An 18,822-nucleotide genomic window follows, 5' to 3' on the forward strand; every position below is an offset into this window, starting at 1 on the left:
ACACAAATCAAAACTTCAAATGTCTTACAGTCATTCCATCATTCATCAATTGTTTCAATGAGTCGATGCCAATCTTTAAATGTGTCTGAACAAATTTTGCTGTCACCTTTGTATCACTGGCTTCTGTTTTCACACCTTCGGGTATCATAGGTTGGTCACTTACAAGCAGCAATGCACCCGTTGGTATTTTATTATAAAAACCGACAGTAAATATGGTTGCAGTTTCCATATCAATTGCATAAGCCCTTATTTTTTGTAAATACTCTTTGAAGACCTCATCATGTTCCCATACACGACGGTTAGTTGTGTACACCGTGCCCGTCCAGTAATCAACTTCGTAATCACGAATGGTTGTGGAAACAGCTTTTTGTAATGCGAATGCTGGCAGCGCCGGTACTTCCGGAGGAAAATAATCATTGCTGGTACCTTCGCCTCGTATTGCAGCAATAGGAAGTATCAGGTCACCGAGCTTGTTTCTTCTTTTTAATCCACCGCATTTGCCAAGAAACAAAGCGGCTTTTGGAGTAATGGCAGAAAGGAGGTCCATTACCGTTGCTGCAGTAGGGCTACCCATACCGAAATTGATAATGGAAATATTATTCGCTGTTGCACATTGCATCGGTCTGCCGGCACCAATTATTTTCACTTTATTCCATTTCGCAAACAGGTCAACATAATTGCTGAAATTGGTAAGCAATATATACTCACCAAAACTTTCGAGCTTTGCACCGGTATAACGGGGCAGCCAGTTCTTTACTATTTCATCTTTTGTTTTCATATGAACTCCTTTCATTGCGAATTTAATCAATTAGTTTTGAAGAATGATTGTAATAAATTACCCCGAACCTGGTTTTACAATTAAAGAAGAGAAAGGGAAAGAAGTAATATTTGATCTACTCCGCCGCAAATGGGTGCCACTTACACCCGAAGAATGGGTGCGGCAAAATTTTATTCAGTTTCTTATTAAGACTCATCAATATCCGGCAACATTGATCGCTATCGAGAAAGAAATACAATTGGGTGAACTTAAAAAACGATTTGATATTCTTGTTTATGACAGACAACATCAACCATGGATGATGGTAGAATGCAAAGCATCATCAGTTACATTAGAGGAAAAAGTTTTTGAACAGTTACTAAGATACAACCAGGCTGTTCCTGTTTCATATATGCTAATTACCAATGGGAGTTACACTTATGGTTGGCAAAAAAAAGGCATTGAATTGATAGGTATCGATTCAATGCCTGTAATGAGCTGATAAATTACTTTATTGTGAATTCGGAGCTTTGAATCTTTTTACATCAACCAGTTGGAGATCAAAAACAAGTACTGCGCCGCCGGGAATCGTTGGTTCTCTTCCATAAATACCATAGCCGAGTTGATAAGGGACATAAAATTTATAACGACTACCAATGCTCATCAGTTGCAATCCTTCTGTCCAACCTGTAACAACCTGGGTCATTGGGTATACCAAAGGTTCACCGCGGTTATAAGAGTTGTCAAATTCAACTCCATTTATTAAAGTGCCACGGTAATGAACAACAAATGTATCAGCCGGTACCGGTTTGTAACCCGTAGTATCTTTTATTATTTCATATTGCAAACCGCTTGCTGTTACTTTTACGCCGGGTCTCATTTTGTTCGCTGCTAAAAATTTTTCACCCTCTGCTACGGTTACCTGTGATTTTTGCGCCTGCAGCATATTCATCAATGTATTCATGATGTTGTTGGCAGTATTGTCATCAAATGCTGCTTTGTTACCTTTCATTACATCGTCACATCCTTTTATGATCATGGCTGAGTTAAGGTTCACAACACCCTGTTGTTTGTAAAAATTTGCCACACTCATACCAATTGCATAGCTGGCTGAATCCAGGATATTTTTCATTGCCGGAGCCGCGGCTGCGGGTTTGGCAGTAGGCTTTGTGGCCGGCTTCGTTACCGGTTTTGTAGTAGTGGACTTTGTGGCTGGTTTAGTGCCTGTTTGCGCAAACACAGTTGATACACTTACCAAAACAGCCAATATTAAAACTGATCTTTTCATATTTAAAATTTGAGCAGCAAAAATAGGGGATGAGGGCCTAATGATTGCACCGGAAATCATTTATTTAACCTTCTGTAATGATAGTTTCGCTTTCAAAATGGATGACCTTATTGGGATACCTGGCTGCATATCCCAATACGATATTGCGGATGAACTGGTTCTCCCTGTATAATTTGATAAGGTCCTTTATTGTACCCGGGTCAGTAACCTGAATTTCAGAGGAAATATATCCCATGCCTTTAAAGCTGCCATGTTCCACCAATATGCAACTTTTTTCTTCATGATGCAGCCCCTCATCAACAATAATAAATGAAGATTGATTACGTAGAGAGTCTAATGCTTTTTTTACCCGCTTGTTATATTTTTCTGCCGATTCTGATTTTTCGCAGGCACCATAGCAGGTTTCATCTTTCAATCCTTCACAAGCAATATTATTTGCCTGCATAAAACAGATTTTGGGACAAAGATTATATTCTTTGATCAGCTTGCGGATAATAGCATGACCATCCACGAGATAATGAAAAGTGTGATGCGGGTGAAGATTCTTTTTATTTTTTTCGATCGCTATACGCTGATACCCGTTCTGGTCTTCAAAACTGAAAATGCCATACACATCTTCCCATCTCTTTTGCGAGTAGTTATAAATGGGCCAGAGTTTTTTTATTTCTGTTGATTCAAGAATATGTGCCATCAGTTCTGTAGCCGTTGGTTGAAAACTGATAGAATGTGTATGCTTAATGAAATTCTGTTTTTGCCGGCCCTGCATATCACCGGAAAAATGACTGCTGATCCTGCTGCGGATATTTCTTGCCTTACCAACATAAATTATTTTTCCTTTTTCATTATGGAAATAATAAACGCCGGGTGTTGTAGGTAATTGTTCAAAATCTTTTTTTGGAACATTCGGTGGCAGGTGCTGTTCTTTTGAATTGCGTTGCAAACTTTTTTCAATATGATTTTCTGTATCACGCTGCACCATCAGGTGAAATAAATGTGCAGTAGCTTCTGCATCACCGGTTGCACGGTGACGGGCATTGTTGAGAATACCCATTGAGTTACAGAAATTGCCTAAACTATAAGAAGAAAGACCGGGCAGTATCTTACGCCCCAGTCTTACAGTACATAATTTTTTTGTGTTGAAGGAAAATCCATTTGCTTCGAGATGTGATTTTACAAATGAGTAATCAAAGTTTACATTATGGGCTATAAAAATTTTATCCTGCAATAGTTTGTAGATCTTCTTTGCTACTTTTTCGAAAGCCGGTGCTTTTGCTACCATTTCATTGGTAATACCGGTCATCGTTTGAATATAATGCGGAATGGGTTGATTAGGATTTATAAGCGTTGAAAAACTATCGGTAATGCGTTCACCATCTGAAATGAAGATTGCAATTTCAGTAATGCCGTTTGCTGCTGCATAGGAGCCGGTTGTTTCTATGTCGACTATTGCGTACATGGAGTATTTGATATTGGGATATTGGATATTATGATATTGAGCCACTATTCACCACTCACAACTCACCATTCACAATCCTTATCTTGTGGCGAAATTCTAAGTTCGCAAATTTATGGCAGTGCAGGAAGAGAAATTACAGATGTTTCGTAACCGGCTTATGAAAGTATTCCGTCACCTGAATAAACAGGCTAAACGGCTGGGTGTTTCCTGCTGGCGGGTGTACGACCATGATCTGCCGGAATTTCCTTTTTGCATAGAGATCTATGGCGAATGTCTTTATGTTGCTGAATATAAACGCCGCCATGGAATGAGTGAAGAGGAGCATGATGGATGGATGGAAGAATGTATTGGAGTGATATGTGAATTATTAGAGTTCCAACGTGAAAAGGTTTACCTGAAACTCCGTCAACGGAAGCCGGGGCGACTGGGACAATATCAACGGTTAGAGACTGCTAAAAATGAAATTATTGTTGAAGAGAATGGGTTAAAATTTTATGTAAATCTTTCTGACTATCTCGATACAGGTTTGTTTTTAGATCACCGGGTAACGAGGCAAATAACAAAAGAAAAATCATCAGGTAAAAAAGTCTTGAACCTGTTTGCCTATACAGGTTCATTTTCTGTTTATGCAGGAGCAGGTGGTGCAGATGAAGTAGTAACAGTTGATCTCTCTAATACTTACCTGCGCTGGGCTGAACGGAATATGCAGTTGAATTGGTTTACGGATGATAAGAAATACAAGTTTATTGCTGCTGATGTAAAGCAATACCTGAAAACTTTATCAGCCGGTTATTTTGATATTATTGTTTGCGACCCACCAACATTCAGCAACAGTAAAAAAATGGGTACTGATTTTCTGGATATACAACGTGACCATGTTGAAATGATCAATGATTGTCTTGCTTCGATGAAACCCGGTGGCATTTTATACTTCAGTAATAATTACCGGAAGTTTGAACTGCATAAGGATAAAATAAAAGCTGCTTCAATAAAAGATATTACAAAGCCAACTACACCATTTGATTTTGAAGGAAAGTTGGGAAGGGTTTGTTTTGAGGTGGTGAAGTGAGAATGCTATTTTTAGCTATAAACTTGTTCTATCGTTTATATAAGCGTCGAAATAAGTAAACATCTTTTACAAGTACAGTGTCCTGAATATCTGCATTTGTTTTAGCATTTTTATACTGTCGAACCACTAACTTCTTTCCGTCACTATATGTTTGGATTGTTTTCAAGTCATTCGGCTGAGTTGTTGTGTCAATTGGATAAATTTCAGAGCAAGAATGTATTCCGAGTAAGACTGTGAATAGAATTCCGCAAACAACTTTTATCTCAAAAGCAGGTCTAAAAAATAAGATCATGCAATAAACTAGTCCCCAAAAAGACAAATAGGATAGGATGTTATTTGTAATAACTAAAAAACCAGCCTTAAATGTCCAGTCAGGAAAAACCTGTGCAAATAAAAACTCAATGATTAAAATAATTCCAAAAAGGATTGCAAAACGTAACGATATCTTATTGTATTTACTTTTCAAAAAAATGATTGTGTCTTTAGGTTTCACATAACTCTCTAATTTACACAACTTCTGATATAACTCTCTATTGACAAAAAAGCCCCTGAAATCTCAGAGGCTTTACAATCTTTTATATTTCAAAAAAATCAATCTATCCAAAACTCATGCAACTATTACAGGAGTCAGTTGCTCAAGAGAATGATTGAGAAAATTGGGTAGTATTTTAGAATAGGTCCACATGATCTTATCCGGATCGTTCAAATGCTCTAACATGCTGGCCCATTTTTCATATCCGTGATTTTCTATCACTGTTTCCTTTTTTTCATCCGTTTGCAGGTACATGCTCATGCCGACAGCATCAGCTTCAGGGTGAAACTGCGTACCCACCATATATTCATTAAAACGGATACCCATCACGGCTCTTTCATAAGGTACATGCGGCCTGTTTTTTTCAATACACAAGACCTCACCACCCAATTCATCCAAGTGATCCATATTGGGCTGTGTAAGCTGATAGTCGCGGCTGTCAACTCCATAAAAGGGCTCTTTCAATCCATCAAATACAGGTTCATCAAATCCTCCGGCGATCATATGGACAGGGAAAACACCAAATGCTGTAGACTTTCTTTTACTCAAAACACCTGCATTGAAATACCGCGATGCCAGTTGAAATGAATGGCAGATAAAGAAGATATATTTCTTTTTGAGATTGGATGGGTTATTATTCCAGCGTTCTACTTCGTTCAACCAGTTGCACCAGTTCTGATCCCAATCATCAAATCGTGAATCTAACGGGCTGCCGGGACCACCACTTGAAATATAGATATCGTATGAAAGATCGGGTAATTCGTTTTTCTGTCTTACATCAAACTCATCCCATTCCACATCCTCATCTACAGCTTCACTCCATTCGTTCAGTATTTCACGGATACAACGCATGCCCTGATTAGCTGCTCCATTGTACAGATCAAGAATAGCAATACGTAGCTTGTTGTTCTCAGATAAATTCATGGTATACAAAAATAATAGTTATTTAAAACAGAATGCAATCGTGTATGTTACGATTCTCCACAATTGTGGATTAACAGTAAAAAATTGACATGAATTATGAAATGTACAGTTGCAAATGATTGAGCCAACTAATTTATCCTCTGCCCATTTGACGAAGGAATGAAATATGAGAAGCTACTGCTAACCGAACTCTTGGATATTCGATATAAGTAATTCCATACTCCTGGCAAACCTGTTTGATGATCTTGCTGATGGCAGGATAGTGTACATGTGAAATTTTAGGGAACAGGTGGTGTTCGATCTGGAAATTCAATCCACCCACGAACCAGCTTACGAGTTTATTTTTTGTAGCAAAATTGGCGGTTGTTTTCAACTGGTGAATAGCCCACTCATCATCCATTTTTCCGGTTTCTTCATTAGCCACAGGGAAATGAGTGTGTTCTACTGTATGCGCTAACTGGAATACAATGGCCAACACAAAACCTGCAAACATTGCAAATACCAAAAATCCTATTACCCATGCTACAAAACCAACCTGTGTAATAGGCAGTACAATAAACAAAAAGGCATGTGCAGCTTTGAAACTCCAGAAAGTAATATGGTCATACCATTTCATTTTCTGAAGCGGTACATTGCCGACACGCTTCAGGAAATATTTTTTATAATCTGTTACAAATATCCACCAGAGATATAAAAGACAATAAGCCATCCAGAAATAGAGATATTGAAATTTGTAAATTTTATAAAACTTCTGCTCAGGGCATAAACGTAAAAAAGGTCTTGCTTCAATATCATCATCTACGCCATCAATATTTGTATAAGTATGATGGATGATATTGTGCTTTGAACGCCACATAAAATTATCAGCGCCTAAAAAGTTTGCAGAAAAAGAGGCCATTTTATTCAGCCATTTGTATTTGCTGAAACTGCCATGCCCGCCGTCATGCATTACATTAAAGCCAACAGCAGCAGTCAACCCGCCTAACAGAAGACATTCCATAATAGCCCAGAATGTTGGCGGTGTAAAAAATATAAGATGTATATAAACTGCAAGAAGACTTACTAGAAGAATTCCCGCTTTCAGCCACAATTTGTAATTACCGGTATACGATTTTCCTACATTACTGAAGTAATCGTTGATTCTTTTCTTCATTTCGGAATGAAAGGAATTGGATGAATGAGCAAACTTTGGAATTGTCATGTACTGTAATTATAAGGGACAAAGGTACACTTTAATAAATGAAGTAAACGTTAGAGTTTTCCCCTTTTTCATTAAGTCTCAACTAACATGAGTGAGTCAAAATTGCTCAAGCCCAATGTTTTTCTAGTGTTGAAACCTTCACCATATTTCACCCCTATTTTCTTGCCAATCATTCTTGCACGGGCAATTACCGATTCAAAAAAATCAGGAGTGGAGATATAGGTTTGTGGCCCATCCTCTTCATTTTCGGGATTATAAAATTGCGTAGTGTATGCTTTAATAGCTTCCATTCTTTGTTCAAACACATCTGTTATATCTATGATAAAGTCTGGCTCAATAAAACGGTCTTGTATATAATGAAAAACATATTTAGGGCGCCATGGCGCCTGTTCATTTCCGGCTTCATCAATTGTTTTAATTTTTACCAGGCCAGATAAATAAGCTGCATCTTCAGTAAGCTGGCTTGCACGACCATGATCGGGATGCCGGTCGTGCAATGCATTAGTAATAATTATTTCTGGTTGGTATTTGCGCAGCACTGTAATTATTTTCCGCTGATGCTCTTCATCATTTTTAAAAAAGCCATCTGCCATTTTCAGGTTTTCACGTACCTGCACGCCTAAGATCATGGCAGCATTGGCTGCTTCAGCATATCTTGTTTCTATAGTACCTCTTGAGCCTAATTCTCCCTGTGTCAGATCCAGTATGCCAGTTTTTTTTCCCTTCTTTAATTCACGTAGCAGTACACCACTGCAACCCAACTCTACATCATCAGGATGAACACCGATGGCCAGAATATCCAGTTTAATACCCATGATTAAAATTTTTTGAGTGTGGCTTTATCAGAAAGTGATGCAAGATAGGGGAGAGTTGAGGAATTGCCAATGCGGCATCAGTTAATTAAGGGCCTGTTAGGATTTTGATACCAGACACCGTCAATCTCTTTGACGATATTTTCAATATCACGATTATCTTTTTTTGTAAGGTCATAATCCTGTTTCAGACTGCTGCCAAAAAAGAATGCTACTGTCTGGTAAACCCTTGCATTGAAACTACCTTTATATTCTTTGATGATCTCGTAGCAATCATTATTCGTTTGCCGGTTGATCAGTTTCATTAATATTTTTCCCTGATAAACAGATAAATTCTCCAACGGTTGCTGAAATTGTTTACGCAATTCTTTTTCTCTTGATTTAATAATTTCTTTTCTTTTATTTTTATTCTTAACGCCTGCTAATTGTGCATTGATATCATTGATAGTCGCCCCGGCCACTCTTGCATAGGGATAGGTTACATACACTGCATTGCGCAAACGGGTCCACTCGGCTTTGTATTTTTCCAGTTGACGACCACCGAGTTTGCTTACCCAAACCATTTCTTCGTCTTTATAAGAAAGCATTTCATTTTTATACCAGATAGCAGAAGTGATGATAGTATCGTTAGGCCCCCATTTTTTTGAACGTTCAGCATAAGAAGGAATGGGTAATATGCTGCTGTCGCTGACAGTTTCTGCTTGCCTTTGTGAAAAAAGATCAACTGCACAGGTAAAAAAAATAGCTGCGAGTAAAACCGGTTTAATATGGATGCGAACCAATAACATACTTACCAAAGTTAAAAAAACCTTTGTTCAGAGTTAAATAAGACAGTTAAAAGTTTCGAAAAGCTGTTTTGCCCGGATAATTACGATATGGCCCTTTTCTTCCTGTTTTCATTGATGCGGCGTAGCATACTCATCAGGCTGCCTATTACCATAACACCCACACCAAGCCATAGCAGGTTAATCATGGGAAACTTATACGCTTTAAGGGTGATGTATTTAGTGATAGCGTTGGAGTCTTTGATCCCTACCTCGACTCCATTAGCGTCAACCCTGTTTAGTTTAATAACAAGGCCCTCTGCTGCAATGGTATCAGGGTAAGATTGCAGTTGACCGCCAACATTTAGCAGCAATGCTTTATCAGTCGTATAAGTGGCATTGTATTTTGTTTTGATGGTGAAGGAAGCAGCGGTTGCAATATCCTCAGGATTAAACCCGGGCTGTGGAATGCTGTCCCTCGATGTCACTTTATCCATAATGATATAGCCATTAGAGTAATATGCAGTATCACCGGGTTTCATCATTTTAGGTTGAAAATTTGACGTATCCTGCATCTTATCCGGGTTGGGTAAAGAAGTGATATAGGTAAACACATCATGTGTAAAATAATGTTTGGCAGATGGGTTTGCCATTAAGCCTTCATTACCCTTGTAGTTTACAAATGCATCAGGGCGTAAAAGAAAATCCTCTTTGCCGTCCTTGCTTTGGAACCGGATATTGTAATACCACTGTTGCTTTTTTGGGTGAATAGAATCTGATACATAGGTGAGAGTGTAATTGCTCATTTCGCTGGGCACTCCCTTGATCAATGTCAGATTTTCCATTGGGTTTTCTTTTTCGCCTAACGGAACAGCTATACCATTTCTATTATTAGATAAGATCTCTTTCTTGGACGATGAAATGAGGATGCCTAATAGTATTAAACCAAAACCAAAATGCGCAACTGATGCGCCAGCTATTTTCAAATTGCCTTTTATACCCAACCAGATATAACTAAGATTAGCAACAATGGCAAATATGCTGCAGGTTACTGCCAGCCAGATTGCTGCAAGGAAACCCGGGCCTTCAACTCCATAATTAATTTTACCAAAATAAATGACAACGAAAGCAAGTACAGCAGAGATCAAAGCTGGATAGATAATTTTTTTAACTACATAACTGCGGCCGGTGCTTTTGTACTTCATGTATTGAACAAGGCCTGAGAGAGCCGCAATAATAATGGCAACAAATATCTGGATGCTATTATATCGATGCATCATGTCTTCTTCCGGTGCTTTGTTTATACCAAAAACCTTATTGAATACCGGGGTAGATGTAATGGAAATAATAACCAATGCGGACAAGAATAGAACCAACGAACCGATAAACATCCAGAATTCACGGGAAGATGCCTTTTCCTCATCTTTAACTGCGGTGGAGATTGAAAAAATATTATAGCACAAAACACCCAAACCTGCAAGCATGGAAATAAATGCTATGGCAGGTACGGTTATAAAAGCGGAAAGAATGACTAAGGCAATTGCTGATACACCAAAATATATTTTCTGGTCACGGGTTTGCGCTGTAAGTATTGCACTGCCCCAGAGGAAAGTGTATAATAATAAAAAGAGCTGGGCATTTAAACCCAGATCGGTAAATGAATGCACAGAGGTATCGCCCAATATTCCACTACGTGTAAGGAAGGTTGAATACAGAACTAAAACAAAACCTAACATAAGGAATAAATAAGTTGCTCCTAAAGCCCGGCCTGTATGCTTATACACAAGTAATGTATGTACACCTGCTATGATCACCAGCCACGGAACAAGTGATGCGTTTTCAACCGGGTCCCATGCCCAATAGCCACCAAAAGTGAGTGACTCATAAGCCCACATGCCACCCATCATGATACCTAATCCTAAAAATGCGACGCAGAATAAAGTCCACGGTAATGCAGGCCTGATCCAATCAGCAATGATTCCTTGGCCATCCTGCTTTTTCCATAAACCGGCAATTGCATAGGCAAACGGAACAATGGAAGATGCAAAACCAAGAAATAAAACAGGAGGGTGAATAACCATCCAATAATTCTGCAGCAGTGGATTCAGGTCATTACCATCTTTTATAAAAGTGAGATAGTCGCCTCTCAAAGATTTTGTCACGTCCATGCCCATATGCAATGCAGGGGCATTATCCAGCACACCAGAATCTCTCAGTAAAATAAATGGATCAGAACCAACTTTTTTTCCAAAGAAATAAAGCCCGACGATCATGGTGGCCAAACAAAACTGTGCAAAGCTTATCACCGTCATTACCGGAGCTTCCCATTTTTTTCCTGTTCTTATCAGGACCAGGCCAATTACAGAATGCCAGAAGCCCCATAACAGGAATGAACCTTCCTGGCCTTCCCAGAAGCAGGCGAGCAGGTATTTGAACTCTAACGAAAGACTGCTATGCTGCCAGGCATATTTGTATTCGAAACGATGTTCATGAATGATGTAAAAGAGGATTGCAAAAATAGAAACTATCGAAAATGCTTCAGTGATAAAGGAGATGCGGGCCAATTTTTTCCAGTCGTTCGCCGTTTCCTGGTTTTTTGATTGAGCAGATAAAAAGTAAGTAAGCGTAGCAACTAAGGAAGATACAAGTGAGAGATAAAGAAAGAAATGTCCCAGCTTACCGGGCAATAGTTGTTCGCCTATATAATCCATTAGTTATTGTTGATTTTCGATTGTTAATTATCAATTCTTCCGGGCTATTAGTATTTAGTTTCAGTAGCTTTCTGAATATTTTTTTCCGCAGCACTCATATCCTCTTTGTATTTGGATGGACATTTCATCAATATGTCTTTACATTCAAATTGCCCGTTTTCGTATTTACCTTTCAGCACCAGCCGTTCGCTGTGTTCAATATTTTCAGGTTTGCCTTTCCTGTAAATCACTTTCATTACAGTTCCCGTACTATCTACAGCACTAAAGCCTAAATAGTTGGGGTTATTCACCTGGTCGTACTCAAGGGGAGTTGATTTGTCAAGCTTTGCAATTACATGCATGAACTTTCCGGGTTGCTCTTTGGCATTCGCAAACGTATCGTAAGTAGAGGCGACCTTTAAAAAGCTTATCAGCACCCCGATAGCCACAGCTATCAGCACCAACAGGATAATGTGAATTTTTTTCATAATGCAAATTTGCGAGGCAAAGTTAGGTCAAAACCACAGAATGAAAGCGATTGTTTACAGGTCGATAAATGATTTTTGTCAATTAGTTTTTGCCGGCTTTATACCGGTTTAATCCTGCAATGATTTGAACGATAGACCTTTTTCCTTTAAAGCTGATTTTAGTTTAGGTATAGTTGATTTGCCCATGCCATGCAGAGCAAGTATTTCCTTTTCAGTAAATCCTGATAACTGTTTAAGAGTCTTGATTCCTTTTGATTCTAATGCTCGTCTTGCAGGTGCACTAAGCTGTGAAAGAAACCCTGTACCTGGTTTCTTTGCATTTTCACAAACCGGACAAGTAGGGCAATCGCTGCTTTTATAATACCGATGCCCCTGTTTGCATATGCGAAGTGTTTTGTTTTTTGGTTTCAACAAAAGCTTTTAAAGAGTTATTTCATCTTTGTTACTTTATACACTTTTCCTTTTTTATCATAGGTCGTCCATTCGCCGGTTTGTTTGCCTTTATCAAAATATCCTGAACGCATGATCACCCCATCTTTGCGAAAGAATTGCCAGTAACCATCTTGCTTATCACCAACCATTGTTCCTTTTGCCCAAATAGTTCCATCATTATGGTATTTGATGTATTCACTCTTAGATTCCTTTTTTGCTTTTGGCTTTGCTTTTTTTTGAGCTTTTTCTTCAGCTTCCATCACCCTGAACTGCACCATTTCTGTAATCAGTTTTAAAGGCAATGGTTTGTCGAGCGGAAATTGTACTGTTCCTTTTGATGTGACATAATCCTTCAACTCTTTTTTAAATGCAATAATGGCTGAAGGTGTTGGATAAAATCCAATGTGATTTTTAGTGCCGCCAAAATGTAGAAGATTTCCATTCTGGAAAAAAGTCGGTATTCCGTAAACGATTTTCTCTTCTGCTTTTGGCACTACTTTTTTTATTGTAGTTCGTATTTGCTTCAGGAGTTTTTGTGTGGCAGCAGGATAGCTAGCTATATAGCTGTCAATATCCTTGAAATTTTTCATGACTGGCATATGAATTCGTTTGAAGAGTTGGGAAAAATCAGGCAGATTTTATTTTATTAAAATACTCCATGACTTTATTCTCTGTTTTGATTTTTTATAAAGCTAAAATATCTTTCGGATACGCCTAAAAGTTCAATATTAATTCACCCCGAACACTTGTTCGTCAAGCCCTCTTTACACTTATCTTTGCGCCTCCCGATAGTTATCGGGTTTTAAAATAGATAAGATGTTATTTGAATTCACAGAAGAGCAACTGATGATTCAGCAGGCAGCAAGAGATTTTGCCCGTACAGAATGTCTACCCGGTGTAATTGAAAGAGACGAACTTCAAAAATTTCCCAAAGAACAAGTCATGAAACTAGCTGATTTGGGCTTTCTTGGCATGATGGTAAAACCTGAATATGGCGGTGCCGGAATGGATACGGTAAGTTATGTGCTGGCAATAGAAGAAATCAGCAAGATAGACGCCAGTGTGAGTGTTGTGATGAGTGTAAATAACAGTTTAGTATGTTATGGATTGCAGGAATATGGCAATGAAGAACAGAAACAAAAATATTTAACGCCGCTGGCGCAGGGCAAAAAAGATGGTGAGCTTTATATTGGCGCATTTCTGTTAAGTGAGCCTGAAGCAGGCAGTGATGCAACAAGCCAGCGGACAATTGCAGAGGATAAAGGCGATCATTATTTGCTGAATGGTACTAAGAACTGGATCACCAATGGTAATTCAGCTTCTGTTTATTTGGTAATGGCCCAGACTGATGCTGGTAAAGGAAGCCGCGGCATCAATACATTAATAGTTGAAAAAAACTGGCCGGGTGTTACAGTTGGCGCTAAAGAAAATAAACTCGGTATCCGCGGTAGTGATACACATAGCATCATGTTCCAGGATGTAAAAGTGCCGAAGGCAAACCGGGTTGGAGAAGATGGTTTCGGTTTCAGGTTCGCTATGAAGACGCTTGCCGGCGGACGTATCGGCATTGCATCGCAGGCTCTCGGTATTGCAAGCGGTGCTTATGAGCTTTCATTAAAATATTCAAAAGAAAGAAAAGCATTTGGCACGGAGATCATGAACCACCAGGCAATTGCATTTAAACTGGCGGATATGGCTACACGGATCGAAGCGTCCCGGCTATTGTGCCTGAAAGCAGCGTGGGAAAAAGATAATGGGATGGATTATACACTTAGCAGCAGCATGGCAAAAGTATTTGCAAGTGAAACGGCAATGTGGACAGCGACGGAAGCAGTGCAGATACATGGTGGCTATGGCTTTGTCAAAGAATATCATGTTGAACGGATGATGCGTGACGCCAAGATCACCCAGATCTACGAAGGCACAAGTGAGGTGCAGCGGATAGTAATAAGCCGCAGTATCTTAAAGTAAAATAATGACATAAATCATTTAATGTACAAACAGCCTTGCTGTTTGTACATTTTTTTTACATTTACTTCTTAAGGACTTTTACCCTTTGAATTAAATATTTCATTGAATGTCCGTTAATCTTGAGAATTATAAACGGCTGATAAAAAGGCTGGGCACTGAGATAACACTGGTAGCAGTTTCCAAAACTAAACCTTCATCTGAAATCCTTGAGCTTTACAAAGCTGGTCAACGGGATTTTGGAGAGAATTATGTACAGGAGTTGCTGGAGAAATCTATGCAGTTACCTGCCGATATCCGCTGGCATTTTATTGGTCACCTCCAGGCAAACAAAGTAAAAAAGATCGCCTCCATTGTGCATATGGTACATGGTGTAGACAGCACCGGCCTGTTGAAAGAAATAAATAAGCAAGCTCGAAAAAAAGACCATGTGATCGATTGCTTATTACAGGTGCATATTGCGGATGAAGAAACCAAATTCGGGTTTTATGAAACAGAGATCGACGATCTCATTCAGCAATGGGATGCACTTGATCTGCAGAACATAAGAATATGTGGTATGATGGGCATGGCAACATTGACCGAAGACAATGACAAGATCAGGGGTGAGTTTAAATACCTGAAAAAATTGTTTGATAAGCATAAAACCTTTCGGGGCTGGCAATCGTCATTCAAAAACCTTTCGATAGGAATGAGTAGTGATTATGAGATTGCAATTGAGGAAGGCGGGAATATGGTGAGAATCGGTAGCCTGATCTTTGGAGAAAGAGATAAGAAGGGGGTTGACACAGAAGTAGATGCCTAATATTTCCAATGAGTTCGCTATCTTTAAAACTTTGTAATTATTCCCCACCAATAATTAATGAAAATTTATACAATTATAGCCCTGCTGTTATTTGCCTTTGAGTTGAATGCTCAAGAAACAGGCGACACTACATATGCCCGCTGCCCGATAGCTATTACAGATACCAGTGGATATAATAATTATTTTACTTCGCATCAAAGTGCTGTTGTAAAAGTTGAAAAGATAAAAGGCAATCTCACCATTACTATTCAGCAACGGGAGCAGTTTTTTACTATGTTTTTCAAGGGAAAAAAGCTTTCTTCAAGAACTTATAAAATAAAGACAAACGCTGATGATAAAGCTGAAGTGTATGCAAGATATTCTTTTCGTTCAGCGGGCCGTGCTTCTTATGTTGAAGCAACTTCAGGTACAATTGAAGTAACTTATAATAAGGAAACAGAACACTGGAATCTCAAAGTAAACGGCATTCTCAGTAACCTTGTGGAGCGTACGGTTGCTTATTACAAAATAAAAGCTGATTTTTCAATTAAGTAACCAGCTTACTGTTTGGGATAATCTTTCACATTTAATCCTAATGTAATATTTCTTACAGAATGGAGTATCCCATCTTTCATTTCTGTTTTTAAAATACCATTTCCTCCAACAGGGTTTGTTCGGTTTCTTTCCGATGCAGGCAGCAACGGGTCATCATCGAATACGAATTCATCGATCCAGTATTCAGAGAACCCTGGTTCTTTTATTGTTGGGTGAATATGTTTAGGGTTACTGCTGTTAGGATATGAAGCAGGAACTAACGTATAGATTTTATATTCGCCTTTTTCATTTGTTTTTATCCAGCCGCGGATATAACCATGTCGTTTACCCCAGCCTTTCTCATTTCCTTTCGTTGCGTAAATACCTTTCTGGTCGGTATGATAAACATACAGCACAACTCCTGCCGCCGGCGTCTTGCCATCGGGCTTATAAATAATTCCACTGATCTGAATTTTAGGTCCGGCATCATTAAAATCGGGTAATGTATCCACTTCATTTAACTGTGAAAAGGGAACCGGGCTCTCATAAATCGCTTCGCATCCTTCACAATTGCCGCCAACCTTTTTATCGGATGCCAGCGGTTGGTTTTTAACAGTTGTACCAGTTTGTGTACAGGCCTGTAAACTTATAGTTATCAGTATTAATACCCAAAATGTTTTCATGGCTATACTTTTAAAACAAGTTAATCTAACAGGAACCCATTTTGTAAAACGATTACATATCCGGTATAAAAGGCGTGATAAAATGCAAAATGCTTTTCATCAAGTCACAGTTACCCTATGTGTAATGTGTTTTACGGACTGTATTTCGTAAATTTATTTTGCACTATGCACAACGCTCCATTCTTTATAAAGTACAAACTGCATCATGTCATCATCTGGATGCTGGTTTTTGGCATTTGGTACAACCTCCGTGTCCAGGATTATCCGCCGGACAAGGGTTTTATTATTACCCTATTGAAAGTAACTGACCTGGCACTGATGATATATATTGCGAACTTCTTATTGGTTCCGCATTTATTGTACAAAAAAAGATATTTCCTTTTTGGGTTAAGTTATATTGTTATGATCTTGCTGAGCAGCTATAGTAAAATGCAGATACTTGGCCATATCTATAATAATCCCGGGTTGTTTGCGATCAACTCTGTAAACTTTAAAGCAAGGATCTATGATAATATCATTCCGCATTTCTTCCTTGTTACGGCAGGTGTAGCCGTAAAACTGGTGATCGATTTTATAAAAACACAACAGCGCTTAACTGAAATGGCGAAGGAAAAAGCGGAGACGGAATTGAGTTTTCTGAAATCACAGATCAACCCGCATTTTCTTTTTAACTCTATCAATTCGGTTTATTTTCTCATCAACAAAGAGAATGAGGAAGCGAGAAATGCGCTACATAAATTTTCTGAAATGCTGCGTTACCAGCTTTATGAATGTAATGGCGATAAAATACCGGTAGAAAAGGAGATCACTTTTTTAAAAGATTATGTGGACCTGCAAAAGCTCCGTACAGATGAGCAGTATAAGATTGAGCTCAATTGCTCGCCGGATGTAAAGGGTTTTTCTATTGAACCTATTTTGCTGATTCCTTTTGTTGAAAATTCCTTTAAACATATTTCTCATTTTGCGGATGGAAGAAAAAATGAAATAAAGATTGATATTTCAAAACAAAATGGAGAAATGAATTTTAGTGTAAACAATACTACAGAAGGGGGAGTGCTAAATGGAAAAGAGCAGGGTGGTATCGGGCTGGTGAATGTTAAACGAAGGCTGGAGTTATTATATCCCGGCAAACACAAATTGGAAATAAAAAATAGTAATGGATATTTTGATGTGAATCTTAAGTTGCAAATAAGTAATTAGTTATTCAATAACTTTTCCAGGTATCAAATAATGAAAATTAATTGTATCATAATTGATGACGAACCACTGGCCCGCAAAGGACTGAAGGAATATATTACGGATGTCGATTTTTTAAATCTTATTGGTGAATATGATAATCCTTTAAAAGCAACAGAGCAGATCAGCAAAGGAGAAATACAATTGCTTTTTTTGGATATACAAATGCCAAAGATCACTGGACTTGATTTTTTTAAAACTTTGCAACAAGCTCCACCGGTTATTTTTACTACAGCTTACCCGAAGTATGCGCTGGATGGCTTTGAATTAAATGCACTTGACTATCTCGTTAAACCAATTTCTTTCGACCGGTTTTTAAAAGCAACAATGCGTGCAAAAGAGTTTTATGAAATAAGACAGGTAAATGCAGAAGATGCGAAACAGGCAACAGCACAACAGGATTATTTCTTTATCAAGGCTGATAATAAGCTTGTAAAAATTCAGTTTGATGAAATACTCTATGTTGAAGCATTACAAAACTATGTGGTCATTCATACCACGGATAAAAAATACATCACTTACCTTACTTTCAAATCGGTGGAAGAATACCTTCCTGCCTCATTATTTATTAAAGTGCATAAATCCTATATAATTGCTGCAGGTAAAATAGAAAGTATTGAAGGGAATGATATCCGCATCGGGGCACATCATATACCCATCAGCCGAAACCTGAAAGATGAAGTGATGGAAAAATTACTAAAAGGAAAATTTTTGAAACGCTGATCAATCGTACTCATCTGTTTCTACGAGGTGCTTGTAATTCACCAGCAATTCAGTTCCTGCCGGAATATCAATCAATGCTTCATAGAATTCACCTTCATCCACTGGTGTGATATTGGGCAGAGAAGAATGATTAAGATAATTTACCATATCCACCATTTTGAAACCATGTGATGGAATGAAATAATCTTCCTTATCGTAGAGGCAATAAGTTTCCACTAAATTTTTTGAATAATCGGGTAGCTTGTCAACATCCGTGATGGGGATTTTTATCCAGTTGATCTCATTTTTAGAAAAGATATCACGGCAACCCTTTGGAATGTCTTTCAACGCAAATACCCCGATACCGTGGACGATTGATGGCTTCAAAGTGACAAATGTCTCGGTTGCCAGTTCTTTTAAGATCTGTTCTTTAGTCATAATAAATATGTGGTGGATGGAGGTTAGCTGCCTCTTTGTGAACCCGTATTAGATTGTTTGCTTA

The 18,822-nt window shown here is 38.4% G+C and carries 21 protein-coding genes; 7 read left to right on the forward strand and 14 right to left on the reverse strand.

Translation table 11 applies throughout. From position 1 onward, the window contains the following. Positions 1–7: 7 nt before the first annotated feature. Positions 8–778, reverse strand: a complete 771-nt coding sequence (locus tag E6H07_16955) for an AMP nucleosidase (GenBank protein ID TMI61956.1) — start codon at positions 776–778, stop codon at positions 8–10. 43 nt (positions 779–821) lie between these two features. On the opposite strand from E6H07_16955, the gene E6H07_16960 reads away from it, so the two are divergent. Continuing rightward, positions 822–1,259, forward strand: a complete 438-nt coding sequence (locus tag E6H07_16960) for a type I restriction enzyme HsdR N-terminal domain-containing protein (GenBank protein TMI61957.1) — start codon at positions 822–824, stop codon at positions 1,257–1,259. A 9-nt stretch (positions 1,260–1,268) separates the two neighbouring features. On the opposite strand, the gene E6H07_16965 is transcribed toward E6H07_16960, so the two are convergent. Both E6H07_16965 and E6H07_16970 read right to left on the reverse strand, forming a co-directional pair. Next, a complete protein-coding gene (locus E6H07_16965; GenBank protein TMI61958.1) occupies positions 1,269–2,105 on the reverse strand; it encodes an FKBP-type peptidyl-prolyl cis-trans isomerase in 837 nt (278 codons plus the stop codon). A 4-nt stretch (positions 2,106–2,109) separates the two neighbouring features. After that, the gene (locus E6H07_16970; GenBank protein ID TMI61959.1) at positions 2,110–3,501 is read right to left on the reverse strand and encodes a DNA polymerase III subunit epsilon; all 1,392 of its coding nucleotides are present in this window, start codon (positions 3,499–3,501) and stop codon (positions 2,110–2,112) included. A 139-nt stretch (positions 3,502–3,640) separates the two neighbouring features. Between E6H07_16970 and E6H07_16975 the strand changes: the two genes are divergently transcribed. Continuing rightward, positions 3,641–4,570, forward strand: coding sequence for a methyltransferase domain-containing protein (locus E6H07_16975; protein TMI62089.1), 930 nt, complete (start codon positions 3,641–3,643; stop codon positions 4,568–4,570). A 28-nt stretch (positions 4,571–4,598) separates the two neighbouring features. Here E6H07_16975 and E6H07_16980 read toward each other — a convergent pair whose 3' ends face one another. The 9 genes from E6H07_16980 to E6H07_17020 all read right to left on the reverse strand — a co-directional run bounded on the left by E6H07_16980 (position 4,599) and on the right by E6H07_17020 (position 13,012). Further along, positions 4,599–5,063, reverse strand: a complete 465-nt coding sequence (locus E6H07_16980) for a hypothetical protein (GenBank protein TMI61960.1) — start codon at positions 5,061–5,063, stop codon at positions 4,599–4,601. A 114-nt stretch (positions 5,064–5,177) separates the two neighbouring features. Then, a complete protein-coding gene (locus E6H07_16985; protein ID TMI61961.1) occupies positions 5,178–6,026 on the reverse strand; it encodes a GMP synthase in 849 nt (282 codons plus the stop codon). A 133-nt stretch (positions 6,027–6,159) separates the two neighbouring features. After that, the gene (locus E6H07_16990) at positions 6,160–7,227 is read right to left on the reverse strand and encodes an acyl-CoA desaturase (GenBank protein TMI61962.1); all 1,068 of its coding nucleotides are present in this window, start codon (positions 7,225–7,227) and stop codon (positions 6,160–6,162) included. A 71-nt stretch (positions 7,228–7,298) separates the two neighbouring features. Next, a complete protein-coding gene (gene bshB1 / locus E6H07_16995) occupies positions 7,299–8,036 on the reverse strand; it encodes a bacillithiol biosynthesis deacetylase BshB1 (protein TMI62090.1) in 738 nt (245 codons plus the stop codon). An 83-nt stretch (positions 8,037–8,119) separates the two neighbouring features. Then, positions 8,120–8,827: a DUF4294 domain-containing protein gene (locus E6H07_17000; GenBank protein TMI61963.1), complete on the reverse strand. Its 708-nt coding sequence runs from the start codon at positions 8,825–8,827 to the stop codon at positions 8,120–8,122. Between the two features lie 80 nt (positions 8,828–8,907). Then, positions 8,908–11,514 carry a cytochrome c assembly protein gene (locus tag E6H07_17005; GenBank protein TMI61964.1) on the reverse strand — a complete coding sequence of 869 codons (2,607 nt, stop codon included), beginning with the start codon at positions 11,512–11,514 and terminating at the stop codon, positions 8,908–8,910. A 47-nt stretch (positions 11,515–11,561) separates the two neighbouring features. After that, the gene (locus tag E6H07_17010; protein ID TMI61965.1) at positions 11,562–11,981 is read right to left on the reverse strand and encodes a cytochrome c maturation protein CcmE; all 420 of its coding nucleotides are present in this window, start codon (positions 11,979–11,981) and stop codon (positions 11,562–11,564) included. A 108-nt stretch (positions 11,982–12,089) separates the two neighbouring features. After that, complete coding sequence (locus E6H07_17015; protein ID TMI61966.1) at positions 12,090–12,392, reverse strand: hypothetical protein; 303 nt, start codon at positions 12,390–12,392, stop codon at positions 12,090–12,092. 17 nt (positions 12,393–12,409) lie between these two features. After that, a complete protein-coding gene (locus E6H07_17020) occupies positions 12,410–13,012 on the reverse strand; it encodes a hypothetical protein (protein TMI61967.1) in 603 nt (200 codons plus the stop codon). A 217-nt stretch (positions 13,013–13,229) separates the two neighbouring features. Here E6H07_17020 and E6H07_17025 point away from each other — a divergent pair, with 217 nt between their 5' ends. The 3 genes from E6H07_17025 to E6H07_17035 all read left to right on the forward strand — a co-directional run bounded on the left by E6H07_17025 (position 13,230) and on the right by E6H07_17035 (position 15,720). Then, positions 13,230–14,384 carry an acyl-CoA dehydrogenase gene (locus tag E6H07_17025; GenBank protein ID TMI61968.1) on the forward strand — a complete coding sequence of 385 codons (1,155 nt, stop codon included), beginning with the start codon at positions 13,230–13,232 and terminating at the stop codon, positions 14,382–14,384. Between the two features lie 106 nt (positions 14,385–14,490). Continuing rightward, complete coding sequence (locus tag E6H07_17030) at positions 14,491–15,186, forward strand: YggS family pyridoxal phosphate-dependent enzyme (protein ID TMI61969.1); 696 nt, start codon at positions 14,491–14,493, stop codon at positions 15,184–15,186. 57 nt (positions 15,187–15,243) lie between these two features. Further along, positions 15,244–15,720 (forward strand): hypothetical protein, encoded by a 477-nt coding sequence (locus E6H07_17035; protein TMI61970.1) that lies wholly within the window; start codon positions 15,244–15,246, stop codon positions 15,718–15,720. Between the two features lie 5 nt (positions 15,721–15,725). Here the strand turns inward: E6H07_17035 and E6H07_17040 are convergent, their stop codons facing one another. Then, on the reverse strand, positions 15,726–16,382 hold the full coding sequence (locus E6H07_17040) for an intradiol ring-cleavage dioxygenase (protein ID TMI61971.1): 657 nt from the start codon (positions 16,380–16,382) through the stop codon (positions 15,726–15,728). A 117-nt stretch (positions 16,383–16,499) separates the two neighbouring features. Here E6H07_17040 and E6H07_17045 point away from each other — a divergent pair, with 117 nt between their 5' ends. Together E6H07_17045 and E6H07_17050 are read left to right on the forward strand one after the other, a co-directional pair. Then, positions 16,500–17,582: a hypothetical protein gene (locus tag E6H07_17045; protein ID TMI61972.1), complete on the forward strand. Its 1,083-nt coding sequence runs from the start codon at positions 16,500–16,502 to the stop codon at positions 17,580–17,582. Between the two features lie 30 nt (positions 17,583–17,612). Then, entirely contained in the window at positions 17,613–18,341 is a 729-nt protein-coding gene (locus tag E6H07_17050; GenBank protein ID TMI61973.1) for a response regulator transcription factor, read from the forward strand. Here the strand turns inward: E6H07_17050 and E6H07_17055 are convergent, their stop codons facing one another. Next, complete coding sequence (locus E6H07_17055; GenBank protein TMI61974.1) at positions 18,342–18,758, reverse strand: SET domain-containing protein; 417 nt, start codon at positions 18,756–18,758, stop codon at positions 18,342–18,344. Between the last annotated feature and the right edge of the window lie 64 nt (positions 18,759–18,822).

It is taken from the genome of Bacteroidota bacterium (assembly GCA_005882315.1).
Lineage (GTDB): Bacteria > Bacteroidota > Bacteroidia > Chitinophagales > Chitinophagaceae > VBAR01.